This is a genomic window from Nocardia salmonicida NBRC 13393 (genome assembly GCF_001613085.1).
Classification (GTDB): Bacteria; Actinomycetota; Actinomycetes; order Mycobacteriales; family Mycobacteriaceae; genus Nocardia; species Nocardia salmonicida.
Genome location: NZ_BDBR01000012.1, coordinates 198,586 through 214,811 on the forward strand (window position 1 = coordinate 198,586; position 16,226 = coordinate 214,811).

At 68.6% G+C, this 16,226-nt stretch carries 12 protein-coding genes; 11 read left to right on the forward strand and 1 reads right to left on the reverse strand.

The features are described 5' to 3' along the window. Positions 1 to 185 precede the first annotated feature (185 nt). Both NS1_RS15365 and NS1_RS15370 read left to right on the forward strand, forming a co-directional pair. Entirely contained in the window at positions 186 to 1,814 is a 1,629-nt protein-coding gene (locus tag NS1_RS15365; protein ID WP_062985252.1) for an FAD-binding oxidoreductase, read from the forward strand. Then, on the forward strand, positions 1,811 to 2,764 hold the full coding sequence (locus NS1_RS15370; RefSeq protein WP_062985255.1) for a diacylglycerol kinase family protein: 954 nt from the start codon (positions 1,811 to 1,813) through the stop codon (positions 2,762 to 2,764). The genes NS1_RS15365 and NS1_RS15370 overlap by 4 nt, the downstream gene beginning before the upstream one ends. Here the strand turns inward: NS1_RS15370 and NS1_RS15375 are convergent, their stop codons facing one another. After that, positions 2,765 to 3,457: an AAA family ATPase gene (locus tag NS1_RS15375; RefSeq protein WP_255284541.1), complete on the reverse strand. Its 693-nt coding sequence runs from the start codon at positions 3,455 to 3,457 to the stop codon at positions 2,765 to 2,767. Positions 3,458 to 3,757: 300 nt separating this feature from the next. Here NS1_RS15375 and NS1_RS15380 point away from each other — a divergent pair, with 300 nt between their 5' ends. The 9 genes from NS1_RS15380 to proB all read left to right on the forward strand — a co-directional run bounded on the left by NS1_RS15380 (position 3,758) and on the right by proB (position 16,220). Next, positions 3,758 to 6,436, forward strand: coding sequence for a valine--tRNA ligase (locus tag NS1_RS15380; RefSeq protein WP_062985257.1), 2,679 nt, complete (start codon positions 3,758 to 3,760; stop codon positions 6,434 to 6,436). Next, the gene (gene folC / locus NS1_RS15385) at positions 6,433 to 7,914 is read left to right on the forward strand and encodes a bifunctional tetrahydrofolate synthase/dihydrofolate synthase (RefSeq protein WP_413232866.1); all 1,482 of its coding nucleotides are present in this window, start codon (positions 6,433 to 6,435) and stop codon (positions 7,912 to 7,914) included. Before NS1_RS15380 ends, folC begins: the two co-directional genes overlap by 4 nt. Then, the gene (locus NS1_RS15390) at positions 7,911 to 8,315 is read left to right on the forward strand and encodes a DUF4233 domain-containing protein (protein ID WP_157125220.1); all 405 of its coding nucleotides are present in this window, start codon (positions 7,911 to 7,913) and stop codon (positions 8,313 to 8,315) included. Before folC ends, NS1_RS15390 begins: the two co-directional genes overlap by 4 nt. Before the next feature lie 107 nt (positions 8,316 to 8,422). Then, on the forward strand, positions 8,423 to 8,839 hold the full coding sequence (gene ndk / locus NS1_RS15395; protein WP_056821502.1) for a nucleoside-diphosphate kinase: 417 nt from the start codon (positions 8,423 to 8,425) through the stop codon (positions 8,837 to 8,839). A 533-nt stretch (positions 8,840 to 9,372) separates the two neighbouring features. Then, positions 9,373 to 12,552, forward strand: a complete 3,180-nt coding sequence (locus tag NS1_RS15400) for a translation initiation factor IF-2 N-terminal domain-containing protein (RefSeq protein WP_062985262.1) — start codon at positions 9,373 to 9,375, stop codon at positions 12,550 to 12,552. Between the two features lie 261 nt (positions 12,553 to 12,813). Continuing rightward, a complete protein-coding gene (gene rplU, locus NS1_RS15405; protein WP_056821499.1) occupies positions 12,814 to 13,125 on the forward strand; it encodes a 50S ribosomal protein L21 in 312 nt (103 codons plus the stop codon). A 24-nt stretch (positions 13,126 to 13,149) separates the two neighbouring features. After that, a complete protein-coding gene (gene rpmA, locus NS1_RS15410) occupies positions 13,150 to 13,416 on the forward strand; it encodes a 50S ribosomal protein L27 (RefSeq protein WP_056821498.1) in 267 nt (88 codons plus the stop codon). A gap of 118 nt (positions 13,417 to 13,534) precedes the next feature. After that, complete coding sequence (gene obgE / locus NS1_RS15415) at positions 13,535 to 14,998, forward strand: GTPase ObgE (RefSeq protein ID WP_062985264.1); 1,464 nt, start codon at positions 13,535 to 13,537, stop codon at positions 14,996 to 14,998. A 106-nt stretch (positions 14,999 to 15,104) separates the two neighbouring features. Next, positions 15,105 to 16,220 (forward strand): glutamate 5-kinase, encoded by a 1,116-nt coding sequence (gene proB, locus NS1_RS15420; RefSeq protein ID WP_062985266.1) that lies wholly within the window; start codon positions 15,105 to 15,107, stop codon positions 16,218 to 16,220. Positions 16,221 to 16,226: the final 6 nt, after the last annotated feature.

The following is a 16,226-nucleotide window of genomic DNA, read 5'->3' on the forward strand; positions in this document are numbered from 1 at the left end:
CGGTGTGTTCGGTGGCGCCGGGGACTGAAAGCGCCGTGGTCGGGCTGGAATCGCCCAAGGGTATCGAGCGGACCAGCAGGGTTGCCGTCGTGAATGGCCGGTAGTGACATCCGACAGCGGTACGGATGTCGACTCTGGGACATATCGTTGGTTACTGCTTGACACTATATGTCATTATGTAACGCATGGTCGAGACGCAACGCGAACAATCCGGGTCTGCCACCCTGGCGCCGAACATGGTGTGGGACGCCTGGGGCGTCGCCGCCGCTCATCAGCCGCTGTCAGCGCAGATCCGTGGCCTGCTCGCGCAGGTGTTCGGGATCTCGGGTGAGCCGGTCACCCGCCGTGACGAGAACGAGGTGCCGCTGATCCCCACCACGCTCACGGACGCCGATAGGGCGGGCCTGACCGGAATCGTCGGTGACGAATATCTCACTACCGACGACATCGACCGACTCCGGCACGCCGGCGGCAAGAGCACCCCCGACCTGCTGCGCCGCCGCGCGAGCACACCGCAGGACGCCCCCGACGCCGTCGTCTTCCCCGCCGACCACCCACAGGTTCTCGCGCTGCTCGGGTACTGCGCCGAACACGGCATCGCGGTCGTCCCGTTCGGTGGCGGAACCAGCGTGGTCGGCGGCGTGGATCCGGTGCGCGGACAGTTCGACACCGTGATCGCGCTCGATCTGCGCAGGCTCGACACACTCACCGCGGTCGATCCGGCCAGCGGCACCGCCACCCTCGGCGCCGGACTCACCGGGCCGCAGGCCGAGGCATTGCTCGGCGCGCACGGGCTCTCGCTCGGGCACTTTCCGCAGAGTTTCGAATTCGCCAGCATCGGCGGGTTCGCCGCGACCAGGTCGTCGGGTCAGGCGTCGGCGGGCTACGGCCGGTTCGACGACATGGTCGAACGCCTGGTGATCGCGACCCCGCAGGGCACCCTCGACCTCGGTCGCGCCCCGGCGTCGGCGGCCGGACCCGACCTGCGCGAGTTGTTCGTCGGGTCGGAGGGCGCACTCGGCATCATCACCTCGGTCACTTTGCGGGTACACCCCGTGCCGGAAACCGTTGGCTACCAGGCCTGGTCGTTCCCCGACTTCGCCACCGGAGCCGCCGCGCTGCGCACGGTGGTGCAGGCAGGCGCCGCGCCGACGGTGATGCGCTTGTCCGACGAGGCCGAGACGGGCCTGAACCTGGCGCGTTCCGCCGATGTCGGCGGCAACCCGGTCTCGGGTTGTCTCGCCATCACCACCTTCGAGGGCAGCCGGGCCCACGTCGCCGCCCGATCGGCGGAAGCGAGTGCCTTGCTCGCGGCCTCGGGTGGCACCGCGCTCGGCGAGGCGCCGGCACGGCAGTGGGAGCACGGTCGGTTCGCCGCGCCCTACATGCGTGACGCGCTGCTCGATGTCGGTGTGCTGTGCGAGACCCTCGAAACCGCCACCAGCTGGGCCAATCTGGCCAATCTCAAGGTGAAGGTCACCGGCGCGCTGATGGACGCGCTGGGTTCGCAGGGCACACCCGCGCTGGTCATGTGCCACATCTCGCACACCTACCCGACCGGGGCGTCGTTGTACTTCACCGTTGTGGCCAAACAGCTCGATGATCCGATCGCGCAGTGGCGCATCGCCAAATCCGCCGCGAGCGACGCGATGGTCGCCGCGGGCGGCACCATCACCCACCACCACGCCGTCGGCGCCGACCACCGGCCGTGGATGGGCGCCGAAATCGGTGACCTGGGAGTTCGGGTGTTGCGCGCGGTGAAGCGCGAACTCGACCCCACCGGAGTGCTCAACCCTGGGAAGCTGGTGCCGTGAGCGAACAGTCGGTGCGGCGTGTGGTGGTTGTCACGAACCCGCATTCCGGGGCGGGGCGCGGCGACGGTGTCGCCGAGACGGTGCTGGCCGAACTACAACTACTGGCCAGCGGTGTCGAGGTGGTGGAGGTACGGGCGCCGAGTGCGGACGAGTCGGTGAGGCAGGTCAGGAGGCTCGTCGCGGGCCAGGACCGGCCGGACGCGGTGATCTGCGTCGGTGGTGACGGTCTGATGAACGTGTTGCTGGCGGCGCTCGCGCACAGCGGGGTGCCGCTTGGACTGGTGCCCGCGGGCACCGGCAACGACCTGGCACGCGAATTCGGCATACCGACCGGAGACCCGAGGGCGGCCGTCGAGATCGTGCTGGGTGGTCGAGTTCGGACCATCGATCTGGGTCGGATCGAATCGCCGGACGCCGCACCCAGTTGGTTCGCGACTGTGGTCGGCACCGGGTTCGACGCACGAGTCACTTTGCGCGCCAACAAGATGCGCTACCCCCGCGGACCCCTCCGCTACACCGCCGCCGCTGTCGTCGAACTCATGCGCGGCTACACACTGCCGTTCCGGATCGAGTTGTCCGGCCTCGCGCCCGGTGCGCTCGATAATCCACCCGACTCGCACGTGGTGATCCTCACCGACGCGGTGATGGCGCCGATCGGCAATACCCGCACCTACGGCGGCGGGATGTTGGTGTGTCCGGAAGCACTCGCCGACGACGGCTATCTCGACATCACCGTGGTCGGTGCGGTGTCGCGGCTGGAGATGGCGCGGCTGCTGCCCGCGTTGTCGGCGGGCAAACGGATCGACCATCCCGCGACGAAGCGATATCGGGCCCGGCGGATCACGGTCGGCGCCGAGGGCGGGTACGCGACAGCCGACGGTGAGCCCGCTGGGATGCTGCCGGTGACGGTGCAGGCGATGCCGGGGGCGCTGAGCCTGCTGGTGCCCTGATCAGACCGCGTCGAAGGCGATGCGGGACACGGCGTGCAGCGTCGGGCGGTCGATGATCACCACCGATGTCGAGGACAGCGGTCGTGGGTCCGGCGCGAGGGTGGCGTCGCGGGCGCCGAGGGAATCCATCATCGTTTCCCAGCGGCGACAGTGCCCCGTGAAGGCAACACTGTTGACGCTTCTCCCTCGGCTGATCTGACCGGATCTGGCCTGCTCAGGGGGCACGTCGATGAGCACCATGTGCAGTTCGCGGCGGCCCTGCTCGGCCCAGCGGGCGATCAGGCGACGGCTCCAGCGGAAGGTCGCGCAGTCGTGGATGGCGACCGGTCCGTCACCGGCGCGGATCGCGGCGCGGATCGCCCGGTAGTGCGCGAGGTGGACCAGCGGGCGCCACAGGGAATACGGCGCCCAGCCCAACCGGTGGCGCAGACGATTGCGAGTGTGGTTCGAGTCGAGAACCAGGGCGCCGGACGCGGTGCGCACCGGATGTTCGGCGTCGGGGCCCACGCCGAAGAAGCGGTGTAGTGCGGTGGACTTTCCCGCGCCCGGCACGCCGGCGAAGACCAGCACGGTGGTGCCGGGGTAGCGCAGTTCTTCTACCTCGCTCGCGCGCAGGTCCACCAGCGCGATCGGGGTGATGACCTTCGGCGCCGACGGGGAAACGGGGGACGAGGAATCGAGCGGGGGCGTCACCCTCTCCAGGGTCCGGTAAATCGGACAAAACGGCAATCCGTGGTTACCCGGATATTTCGGGTTCGAGGCTTGGGGGACAAGGGTTTCCGTGTGTCGTAGTGGCGCGTCACAAGCCTTGCCGACCAGCGCGGTGCAGAAGCTGAGAATTGCATATGGATTCTGCTCGGCGGGGTTGATCGCCGGTAGGATCAGGGCTGTAGGCGGAGTCTTCGGTGTCCCTCATCCACCGAAGATTCCGTCTTTTTTTGTCCTCGGGTAGGCGGGGAAAAAGCTGGTTGCCGCTCCCCTTAGGATTGGGACGTGACCAGCGCAGCCCCTGACAACTCGCGTAATCGTGCCGATGCCCTGCCCAAGAGCTGGAACCCCAGCGAGGTAGAGGCCGACCTGTACGAGGGCTGGGTAAACGCCGGGTACTTCGCCGCCGACGCCTCCTCCGGCAAGCCGCCGTACTCGATCGTGCTGCCGCCGCCGAACGTCACCGGGACCTTGCACATGGGCCACGCGCTCGACCACACGATCATGGACCTGCTCACCCGCCGCAAGCGGATGCAGGGCTACGAGGTGCTGTGGCTGCCTGGTATGGACCACGCGGGCATCGCCACGCAGACGGTGGTGGAGAAGCAGCTCGCCGTCGACGGGAAGTCCAAGGAGGGCTTCGGGCGTGAGCTGTTCATCGACAAGGTGTGGGACTGGAAGCGCGAATCCGGCGGGCAGATCCAGGGACAGATGCGTCGCCTCGGTGACGGCGTCGACTGGAGCCGCGACCGCTTCACCATGGACGACGGCCTCTCGCGCGCCGTGCAGACGATCTTCAAGCGGCTCTACGACTCGGGCCTGATCTACCGTGCCGAGCGCCTGGTGAACTGGTCGCCGGTGCTGCAGACCGGCATCTCCGACCTCGAGGTGGACCACAAGGAGGTCGACGGCGAGCTCGTGAGCATGCGGTTCGGCTCGCTGAACGACGACGAACCGCACGTGATCGTGGCCACCACCCGCGTGGAGACGATGCTCGGTGACACCGCCGTCGCGGTCCACCCGGACGACGAGCGGTACAAGGCGCTGATCGGCACCACGCTCTACCACCCGATCACCGGTCGCCAGATCCCGATCGTCGCCGACGACTACGTCGACCCCGAATTCGGTTCCGGCGCAGTGAAGATCACCCCGGCGCACGACCCCAACGACTTCGAACTCGGCCTGCGCCACGGGCTGCCGATGCCGACGATCATGGACAAGACCGGCCGGATCGCCGACAGCGGAACCGAATTCGACGGCATGGACCGCTTCGAGGCTCGGGTGAAGATCCGCGAGCGTCTCGAGGCCGAGGGTCGCATCGTCGGCCGCAAGTTCCCCTACAAGCACCAGGTCGGTCACTCGGAGCGCTCCGGCGAGCCGATCGAGCCGCGCCTGTCGATGCAGTGGTGGGTCAAGGTCGACACCCTGGCCAAGGCCGCAGGCGACGCCGTGCGCGAAGGCGATGTGAAGATCCACCCGGCCAGCCAGGAACCGCGCTGGTTCGACTGGGTGGACAACATGCACGACTGGTGCATCTCGCGGCAGCTGTGGTGGGGTCACCGCATCCCGATCTGGTACGGCCCCGAAGGCGAGATCGTGTGCCTCGGCCCCGGCGAGGAAGCGCCAGAGGGCTGGGTGCAGGACCCCGACGTCCTCGACACCTGGTTCTCCTCGGGCCTGTGGCCGTTCTCCACGATGGGCTGGCCCGACTCGACCCCCGAGCTGTCGAAGTTCTATCCCACCAGCGTGCTCGTCACCGGCTACGACATCCTGTTCTTCTGGGTGGCCCGGATGATGATGTTCGGCATGTACGTCAGCGACGATCCGGTGCTCGCCGCCGGTAAGGGCGCCCAGAAGCAGGTGCCGTTCGAAGACGTGTTCCTGCACGGCCTGATCCGCGACCAGCACGGCAAGAAGATGTCGAAGTCGCGCGGCAACGGCATCGACCCGCTCGACTGGATCAACTCCTACGGCGCCGACGCCCTGCGCTTCACCCTGGCCCGCGGCGCCCAGCCCGGCGGCGATCTGTCCGTCGGCGACGCGCACGCGCTGGCCTCGCGCAGCTTCGTCACCAAGCTGTTCAACGCCACCAAGTTCGCGCTGATGAACGGCGCGCGCACCGGCGAGGTGCCCCCGCGCGAGACCCTCACCGACGCCGACCGCTGGATCATCGACCGGCTCGACGCGGTGCGTGCCGAGGTCGACACCGCCTTCGACGCCTACGAATTCGGTAAGGCGTGCGAGGCGCTCTACCACTTCGCGTGGGACGAGCTGTGCGACTGGTACCTGGAGCTGTCCAAGGTGCAGTTCGCCGAATCCGACGCGCGTGCCGAGAGCACCGCGGTGGTGCTCGGCAGTGTGCTCGACGCGGTGCTCCGCCTGCTGCACCCGGTGATCCCGTTCGTCACCGAGACCCTGTGGAAGGCGCTCACCGGCGGCGAATCGCTGGTGATCGCCCCGTGGCCGCAGGCCGGCGGCATCGCGACCGACGAGGTCGCGGCCCAGCGCGTGGCCGATACGCAGCGGCTGATCACCGAGATCCGCCGGTTCCGCGGCGATCAGGGGCTGGCCGACAAGCAGAAGGTGAAGGCCACCCTCGTCGGGATCGACGAGGCCGGGCTCGGCGCGTTCGCCGACTCGGTGGCCAACCTGGCCCGTCTCACCGAACCGGGTGAGGACTTCGCCACCACCGCCGAAGTGCAGGTCCGGCTGTCCAGCGCGACCGTCACCGTGCAGCTCGACACCTCCGGCGCGATCGACCTCGACGCCGAGCGCCGCAGGCTGGAGAAGGACCTCGCGGCCGCGCAGAAGGATCTCGACACCACCACGGCGAAACTCGGCAACGAGGCCTTCCTGGCCAAGGCGCCGCAGCCGGTGGTCGACAAGATCACCGGGCGGCGTGATGTGGCCGCGGCCGAAGTCACGCGCATCGGCGCCCGCCTGGCGGAACTGAGCGCCAAGTGAGCGACACGGGCCCCGGCGACCTCGACCCCGAAGACGCCGACTTCGGCGGCACCGACTACAGCGCGGCCCAGCTCAGCACCGGCCCGTCGCCGGTCGACCTCGCCGAGATGGCCCTGGTCGAGGCCGAACTCGACAAGCGCTGGCCCGAAACCAAGATCGAGCCGTCGCTCACCAGGATCGCCACCCTGATGGATCTGCTGGGTAACCCGCAGAACAACTATCCGGCGATCCACATCGCGGGCACCAACGGCAAGACCTCGGTGACCAGGATGATCGACGCCCTGCTCACCGCGCTGCACCGGCGCACCGGCCGGATCACCAGCCCGCACCTGCAGCTGGCGACCGAGCGGATCAGTATCGACAACGCGCCGATCTCGCCCGCCGACTACGTGGCGACCTATCACGAGCTCGCGCCCTATATCGGCATGATCGACCAGCGCTCCGCCGAATCCGACGGCCCGGCGATGAGCAAGTTCGAGGTGCTCACCGGCATGGCCTACGCCGCGTTCGCCGAGGCGCCGGTCGACGTGGCCGTCGTGGAAACCGGCATGGGCGGCACCTGGGACGCCACCAATGTGATCGACGCGCAGGTCGCGGTGATCACCCCGATCGGCCTCGATCACACCGACTACCTCGGCCCCGACCTCGAGTCGATCGCCAAGGAGAAGGCCGGGATCATCAAGCGCGCTCCCGAGGCGCTGATCCCGACCGACACCGTCGCGGTCATCGCCGAGCAGGAGCCCGAGGTGATGGACGTGCTGCTGCGCCGGGCCGTGGCCGAGGACGCCGCGGTGGCCCGCGAGGGCGCGGAGTTCCGGGTGCTGGAACGGGGCGTCGCCGTCGGCGGACAGCTGCTCACCCTGCAGGGACTCGGCGGGGTCTACGACGAGATCTTCCTGCCGCTGCACGGCGAGCACCAGGCCCGCAACGCGGCGCTGGCGCTGGCCGCGGTGGAGGCGTTCTTCGGCGCGGGCGCGGATCGCCAGCTCGATATCGAGGCCGTGCGAACCGGTTTCGCGACAGTGTCGAGCCCGGGGCGGATGGAACGGATGCGCAACGCGCCGACCATCTTCGTCGACGCCGCCCACAACCCCGCGGGCGCGCAGGCGCTGGCCGCGACGCTCACCGGCGAGTTCGACTTCCGCAAGCTGGTCGGAGTTGTCGCGGTGCTCGCCGACAAGGACGCCGCCGGGATTCTCGACGCGCTCGAACCGGTCTTCGACGAAATCGTCGTCACCAGCAACGGTTCACCGCGGGCCATGGATGTGGACGCACTCGCCGACCTGGCCGTGCAGCGCTTCGGCGACGAACGAGTGATCACCGCCGACACCCTGCCCGACGCGCTGGAGTCGGCGATCGCGCTGGCCGAGCAGGCGGGCGACGAGGGCGACGTGATCTCCGGCGCCGGCGTGGTGGTCACCGGGTCGGTCGTCACCGCGGGCGCGGCGCGCGCCCTGTTCGGAAAGGCTCCGGCATGAGTGACATGAGTGAAGTGCCTCCTCCCGCCAACGATCCGTGGAAGGGTCTGCGCGGGGTCATGGCGGGGACGTTGATCCTCGAGGCGATCGTGGTCCTGCTGGCGCTGCCGGTGGTCGCCGATGTCGGCGGCGGTGTCACCTGGTTGTCCGGGACCTACCTCGTGGTGCTCTCGGTGCTGATGATCCTGGGCGCGGGTGTGCAGCGCAAGCCGTGGGCGATCCCGTTCAACCTGGGTCTGCAGGTGTTGCTGCTCGCGGGAACATTCATCCACCTGTCGATCGGCGTGATCGCGGTGGTGTTCATCGCAGTATGGGCATTCATCCTCGTCCTGCGCTCGGACGTCCAGCGCAGAATGGACGCAGGTCTACTTCCCAGCCAGCGAATGCGTACGAAGTCCTGACGGCTGCTGGTATGCCGGTCTACTCCCCAGTCAGCGAATGGGCACCAAGTCCTGACCGCTCGAGGGCCCGATCGGCGTGCTGACACGGCCGACGCTAGGGTTACCCCGTGACTGAGCAGACGTTGGTACTCATCAAGCCGGACGGTGTCTCCCGTGGCCTCACCGGCGAGATCCTCGCGCGCATCGAGCGCAAGGGCCTCATTTTCCAGGCGCTGGAGCTGAAGAACGTGTCCGCGGAACTCGCGGCCGAGCACTATGCCGAACACGCCGAGCGGCCCTTCTTCGGCTCGCTCATCGAATTCATCACCTCCGGCCCGGTCGTCGCGGCCATCCTCGAGGGCCCGCGCGCGATCGCGGCGTTCCGTCAGCTCGCCGGTGGCACCGACCCGGTGGAGAAGGCCGTGCCCGGCACCATCCGCGGCGACTTCGGCCTGGAGACCCAGTTCAACCTGGTCCACGGATCCGACTCGCCCGAGTCCGCCAAGCGCGAGATCGCCCTCTGGTTCCCCGAATTTCCCGCCTGACCCGCAGCGGTCAGTAGCGCACCAAAGGTAGTAGGACACCCGGTCAGGCGGTATCGAACTCCGCTCGGCCGGGTCGCCCTCGCTCGCTGGGTCCGCCGGATGAACGACGGCCGCGAGCGGGGCGGAGTTCGCGTGAGTTGCGCCGATGGCGATCCCCGCGCGAACCGTATGGGATACTGACTACGGATGTGTTCGACGCCGACCTGTCGCGCAGGTACGTGACGCGGCGGCGGACATGACCGGATTGACACCGCGGTTGATGCCGATCATCGCTGCCACGGATGGCCCTGTTGCTGGGGTTGCCCGCACCGGCACGCTGGATGAGCGCTCGAAAGCGCGGTGCCACGCCGTACAGCCAGGCGCCGTGTGACCGGTTGGCGCGCCAGACGATCGATCAAGGTGCGACCGGACACGCGGGGCGAGACCAGATGACCCTCGTACCATCGGGTACGAGGTGCACGGACGATGCCCCCGCGTCGGCCGCGTCACTCCCGTACCGGGGAAGGACGCGCCCGGGGGCCCGAGGAGACTTCGTGGCCGAAAAAGAGCCGCTGGACACAACACAACAGGATGCCGATCAATTGCCGGAGCGAATTCGAGTTCATGCACTGGCCAAACGGTTGGGAGTGACCAGCAAACGCATCCTGGCCAAACTGGCCGAGTTGGGCGCCGAGGCGCGCAGCGTGCAATCCAATGTCGACCGCTCGGTGGCCGAAACGGTGCGCGACGCGATCGCCGCCGCTGACGCCGAACCCGGCGCCCCCGACGAAGCACCAGCACCGACTACGCGCGCGAAGAAGCGCGCCGCGTCCACACCCGTCGCCGAGCAGCCGGCCGACACCTCAGCGGCGCCCGCGTCGCTGTTCTCCGCGCCGCACGTCGCGCGCACCGACGAGGTGTTCGCCGCGATGCGCGACGACGCGCACACCGACCTGTTCACCCACCGGGTGTCCGAGAGCCCCGCGCAGGCCGAGCCGGTCACCTTCGAGGCGCCCGCCTCGGTGGGTATGCCGCTGTTCCTCCCGCCGGACGCCACCGCCGCCGAGGAAGCCCGCAAGCGCCGTCGCGCCGAGCGGACCCCCAAGAAGACCGAAGAGCCCGCCGCACCGTCGGTCGACGAGCAGCCCGTCGCGCCCAAGGCCGAGGAGCCCGAAGCCGAGGTCGACGACGAGTCCGCCGATCAGTCCGGTGACAACGACGCCGACGGCCAGCCGCGCCGCCGTCGCCGTGGCCGCCGTGGCCGTGGTCGCGGTCGTGGCGAGCAGTCCGCCGACGGCGAGGACAACGAGTCCGACGCCGATGACGACGACACCGACGAGGCCGAGCAGCCGGCCGAGCAGGTCGGCGCCGAGGCCGAACAGGTCGACGACACCGAATCCGAGACCGATGACGAAGACGGCTCCTCCGATGGCGCGAGCCGTCGTCGCCGTCGGCGTCGCCGCCGCAAGGTCGGTGGTGAGTCCGGCGACGCCGAGGCGGCCACCGAAGACGATCCGCCGAACACCGTGGTGCACGAGCGCGAACCCCGCAACAAGCGTCGCGAACGTTCCAGCGCGAACAACCCCGACGAAGTGCAGGGCATCTCCGGCTCCACCCGCCTGGAGGCCAAGCGTCAGCGCCGCCGTGACGGCCGGGAAGCCGGGCGTCGCCGTCCGCCGATCCTGACCGAGTCGGAGTTCCTGGCCCGCCGTGAGGCGGTCGACCGGGTGATGGTCGTGCGCGAGAAGGCGTTCGACCCCGCCGAACACGCGCCGGGCCACCAGACCACCACCCAGGTGGCGGTCCTGGAGGACAACATCCTCGTCGAGCACTTCGTGACCAGTTCCGGTCAGGCGTCGATGGTGGGCAATGTCTACCTCGGCAAGGTGCAGAACGTGCTGCCCAGCATGGAGGCGGCGTTCATCGACATCGGCCGCGGCCGCAACGGTGTGCTCTACGCCGGTGAGGTGAACTGGGAGGCCGCCGGTCTCGGTGGTCGTGAGCGCAAGATCGAGCAGGCGCTCAAGCCCGGCGATCAGGTGCTGGTGCAGGTGTCCAAGGACCCGGTCGGGCACAAGGGCGCCCGTCTGACCACCCAGATCTCGCTCGCCGGTCGCTTCCTGGTGTACGTGCCCGGTGGCACGTCGACCGGGATCAGCCGCAAGCTGCCCGACACCGAGCGCAAGCGTCTCAAGGAGATCCTGCGCGAGATCGTCCCGTCCGACGCCGGTGTGATCATCCGGACCGCGTCCGAGGGCGTCAGCGAGCCCGAGCTGGCTCGCGACGTCGAGCGGCTGCAGGCTGCCTGGCGCACCATCGAAGAGGCCGCCGCCAAGGAGACCAACGCACCGAAGGCGCTCTACGAAGAGCCCGACATGCTGGTCAAGGTCATCCGCGACCTGTTCAACGAGGACTTCGCCAAGCTGGTCATCGAGGGCGAGCGTGCGTGGAGCACCGTCGAGACCTATGTCCGCACCGTGGCGCCCGACCTGCTCGGACGGGTCAACCGGCACGAGAACAACGGTGTCGACGTGTTCGACGCCTACCGGATCGACGAGCAGCTGGCCAAGGCGCTCGATCGCAAGGTGTGGCTGCCCTCGGGCGGCACCCTGGTGATCGACCGCACCGAGGCGATGACCGTCGTCGACGTCAACACCGGCAAGTTCACCGGCTCGGGCTCGTCGAACCTCGAAGAGACCGTCACCAAGAACAACCTGGAAGCGGCCGAAGAGATCGTGCGCCAGATGCGGCTGCGCGATATCGGCGGCATGATCGTCGTCGACTTCATCGACATGGTCCTCGAATCCAACCGTGACCTGGTGCTGCGCCGTCTCACCGAGGCACTCGGACGCGACCGCACCCGCCACCAGGTATCGGAGGTCACCTCGCTTGGCCTGGTCCAGATGACCCGCAAGAAGCTGGGCACCGGACTGGTCGAGGCGTTCTCCACCACCTGTGAGCACTGCCACGGGCGCGGCATTCTCGTGCACTCCTACCCGGTGGACTCCGGGTCCGGGGTCGAGGAACCGCGGGCCAAGGAGAGCGGTTCGCGCCGTCGCCGCGGCAAGGAACGCGACAAGCCGGCCACCACCGCCGCACCCGCGACCAACGGCACCGCACCGGCCGCCGAACACGCCGAAGAGGACATCGCGGTCAAGCGTGCCCACCCGGTCGTGCTCGCGATGGCAGGTCATCATGACGACGAGCACGGCGACGAGCACACCGAGGCCGTCGAGGAAGCGCCCGCAGAGCCGACCAGGTCGCGTTCGCGTTCGCGTTCGCGCCGGGCGGGTCGTGGTGCCGCTGCCGCGAACACCGAGCAGAGCACCGAGGGTCCGCTCACCGGGGTCATCTCCGGCGAGGCGGAACCCGAGGCCGCCGAGGTCGAGGAGGAAGCGGTGAGCTCGGCGCCCGCCGAGGCCGCCGCCGAGACTCCGGTCGTGGAGACCCCGCAGCCAGAACCGGCCGCGGTCGTCGAGACGCCGGAGCCCGAACCGGCTCCGGTCGCCGAGGAACCCGCACCGCGGGCGCCTCGTAGGCGTCGCGTAGCCCGGTCGACGGCAGCGCCCGCACCGGACAGCGCGGGAGCCGTGTTCGTCCTGTCGGCGAACGAGCAGCCGCCCGCAGCGGCTGTCGTGGACTTCGCCGCGGAGCCCGTCGTCGTCCCGGAACGCAAGCCGCGCCGTCGCGCCGTGGGTCGTCCCGCGGGCGCTCCGGCCGCCGAATCGAAGTAACCTGACGCTTGCGTGCGCGGATCGCCCCGCGCACGCAAGCTCTCGATTCGTGCCCTGACCGGCCGAATTGGGGGAGTGGATACCGCTCTGGTAACCTAGGTCGGTCGCTGCCCAGTGATTGAGCATCTGGCCGAACAGGCCGGGTGTATACCGCAGGCAGCAAACGTTCTTCCCCCGCTCTGCGGGGATGAGCCCAGGAATACGCGTCGCAGCTGCGGCGTGGACATGTGCAGGACCAATGTGAGTGGAGGAAGCCGACCGATGGCAGCGTACGCAATCGTCAAGACCGGCGGAAAGCAGTACAAGGTCGCGGTCGGTGACCTGGTGAAGGTCGAGAAGATCGAGGGTCCCGTCGGCACCGCCGTGGCGCTGACCCCGGTTCTCGTCGTCGACGGCGCCGATCTGACCACCGACGCCGACAAGCTGGCCAAGATCTCCGTGGCCGCTGAGGTCATCGACCAGACCAAGGGCCCGAAGATCCGGATCCACAAGTTCAAGAACAAGACCGGCTACCACAAGCGCCAGGGTCACCGTCAGCCGCTGACGGTCATCAAGGTCACCGGCATCAAGTAAGAATTTTCCCGAGGAGACGAAGCAATGGCACATAAGAAGGGCGCATCCAGCTCCCGGAACGGCCGCGATTCGAACGCCCAGCGCCTCGGCGTGAAGCGTTTCGGCGGCCAGAAGGTCAGCGCGGGCGAGATCCTGGTCCGTCAGCGTGGAACCCACTTCCACCCGGGCGTGAACGTCGGCCGTGGTGGCGACGACACGCTGTTCGCCCTCGAGGCGGGCGCGGTCGAGTTCGGCACCAAGCGTGGCCGCAAGACCGTGAACATTGTTGTACCGGAGCCGGTCCAGGCCTGACCGCCTGGAGCTTTCGCTCCCCACGGACACCAGAGCGGGTCAGGGATTTCCTGACCCGCTCTGTCGTGTTCGTCCACCCTTACCGAAAACGACAAGTCAGAAGGAGGAGGATCAACCCATGTCCAAATTCATCGACCGCGTCGTGCTGCATGTTCGTGCCGGTAGAGGTGGACACGGTTGCGCCTCGGTGCATCGTGAGAAGTTCAAGCCGCTCGGCGGGCCCGACGGCGGCAACGGCGGCAGCGGTGGCGACGTGATCCTGGAGGTCGACGCCAACGTCCACACCCTGCTCGATTTCCACTTCCATCCCAACGCCAAGGCAGGCAACGGCAAGCCGGGCGAGGGCAGCAACCGGGAGGGCAAGAACGGCGCCGACCTGGTGCTGCAGGTCCCCGACGGCACGGTCGTCGTCGATGACGACGGCAAGGTGGTCTGCGACCTCGTCGGCGCGGGCAACCGATTCATCATCGCCCGTGGCGGCCGCGGTGGCCTCGGCAACGCCTCGCTGGCGTCGAAGGCCCGCAAGGCGCCCGGTTTCGCGCTGCTCGGTGAAGAGGGCGACGAGGTCGATGTCGTTCTCGAGCTGAAGTCGGTCGCCGACGTCGGACTGGTCGGTTTCCCGTCCGCGGGCAAGTCGTCGCTGGTCTCGGTGCTGTCCGCGGCAAAGCCGAAGATCGCCGATTATCCGTTCACCACGCTGGTTCCCAACCTGGGCGTCGTGCTCTCCGGTGACACGACCTTCACCATCGCCGACGTGCCCGGCCTGATCCCCGGCGCCAGCGAAGGCCGCGGCCTCGGCCTGGACTTCCTGCGCCACATCGAACGCTGCGCGGTGCTCGCCCACGTCGTCGACTGTGCGACCCTGGAACCCGGCCGTGACCCGGTCTCCGACGTCGACGCGCTCGAAGCCGAGCTTGCCGCCTACAAGCCCGCTTTGTCCGGTGACGCCAGCCTCGGCGATCTGGCCGACCGCCCGCGCGTGGTGATCCTCAACAAGACCGACGTGCCCGATGCGGCCGAGCTGGCCGAAATGGTGTCCGCCGAGTTCGCTGAACGTGGCTGGCCGGTGTTCGAGATCTCCGCCGTGAGCCGCGCGGGCCTGCGCCCGTTGACTTTCGCGCTGGCCGACATGGTTCGTCAGTATCGCGAGGATCACCCCAAGGCCGCGCCCAAGCGCACCATCATCCGCCCGATCGCGACCGACGAGACCGGTTTCAGCGTCATCGCCGACCCGGAGGAGGCGGGTGGTTTCATCGTGCGTGGCACTCGCCCCGAGCGCTGGATCCGGCAGACCGATTTCAACAACGACGAGGCCGTCGGCTATCTGGCCGACCGCTTGGCTCGCCTCGGTGTCGAAGCCGAGCTGGTCAAGCAGGGCGCGCAGCCGGGTTGCCCGGTCACCATCGCCGGTGTCACCTTCGAATGGGAGCCGATGATCTCGGCGGGCGTCGATATGCAGCCGACCGGCCGCGGTACCGACCTCCGGCTCGAGACCAACGACCGTATCGGTGCGGCCGAGCGCAAGCTCGCCTCGCAGGCGCGGCGCGGTCTGCTCGACGAAAACGGTGAGCGAAAAGAGTGAGAGTGGTCGCGTTCGGCGAAATTCGCTGTCGGACAAGACCATTGGATGGGCATACTGCGATGGGTTGGCGAGGTAGCTCGGTGATCACGGTGCAGGGAGTTGGACGATGCAGGTGGATTCGGAGCTGAGTCAGGGGCGCGCGGCGATCGTGTCGGCGCGCACCGTCGTGGTGAAGATCGGTTCGTCGGCGTTGACCAGCCTCGAAGGCGGGCTCGACACCGGTCGACTCGATCTGCTGGCCGACGCGGTCGAAGCCCGCATGCGGGCGGGATCGGACGTGGTGGTCGTGTCCTCGGGCGCGATCGGTGCGGGACTCGCACCGCTCGGCCTGTCGAAGCGGCCCAAGGACCTGGCGACCAAGCAGGCCGCGGCCAGCGTCGGCCAGCTGGCTCTCGCCCACGCCTGGGGTACCTCGTTCGCCCGCTATGACCGCACCGTCGGCCAGATCCTGCTCTCCGCCGACGATTTCGCCCGTCGCGAGCATCACCGCAACGCCCAGCGCACCCTTGACCGATTGCGTTCGCTCGGCGCGATCGCGGTGGTGAACGAGAACGACACCGTCGCCACCGAGGAGATCCGCTTCGGCGACAACGACCGACTGGCCGCTCTGGTGGCGCACCTGGTGGGTGCCGAAGCGCTGATCCTGCTGTCGGATGTGGCCGGCCTCTACGACGGTGACCCGCGCAAGGGTGCCGCCAATTTCATCCCCGAGGTGCGCGGCAGCGCCGACCTCGACGGCGTCATCGCGGGCAGCGGTGGCGCGCTCGGCACCGGCGGCATGGCTTCCAAGCTCTCCGCCGCCCGCCTGGCCGCCGACGCGGGCATCCCCGTCCTGCTGGCCTCGGCCGCCGACGCTTCGTCCGCTCTCACCGACGGCATGGTGGGTACCGCTTTCGCCGCGCGCCCGATCCGCCTGTCCGGCCGCAAGTTCTGGGTCCGGCACGCCGCCGACCCCCGTGGCGCGGTGATGCTCGACGCGGGTGCGGTGGACGCGGTGGCGCAACGCCATTCGCTGCTGGCGGCAGGCATCACCGGCATTCGCGGCCGCTTCTTCGGCGGCGATGTGGTCGATCTGGTCGGTCCCGACGACGAGGTCGTCGCCCGTGGCGTCATCGAATACGACAGCACCGAACTCACCACCATGCTCGGTCGCTCGACCACCGACCTCCCCGACACCATGCAGCGCCCCGTCATCCACGCCGACGACCTCGTCAAGGTTTGATCCGCC

Excerpts from the sequence above, each read along its gene's own strand:
- NS1_RS15365 (WP_062985252.1), top strand. The coding sequence starts at position 186 with ATGGTCGAGACGCAACGCGAACAATCCGGGTCTGCCACCCTGGCGCCG.
- NS1_RS15390 (WP_157125220.1), top strand. The coding sequence starts at position 7,911 with ATGAGTGACATGAGTGAAGTGCCTCCTCCCGCCAACGATCCGTGGAAG.
- rplU (WP_056821499.1), top strand. The coding sequence starts at position 12,814 with ATGGCAGCGTACGCAATCGTCAAGACCGGCGGAAAGCAGTACAAGGTC.
- rpmA (WP_056821498.1), top strand. The coding sequence starts at position 13,150 with ATGGCACATAAGAAGGGCGCATCCAGCTCCCGGAACGGCCGCGATTCG.
- obgE (WP_062985264.1), top strand. The coding sequence starts at position 13,535 with ATGTCCAAATTCATCGACCGCGTCGTGCTGCATGTTCGTGCCGGTAGA.
- proB (WP_062985266.1), top strand. The coding sequence starts at position 15,105 with ATGCAGGTGGATTCGGAGCTGAGTCAGGGGCGCGCGGCGATCGTGTCG.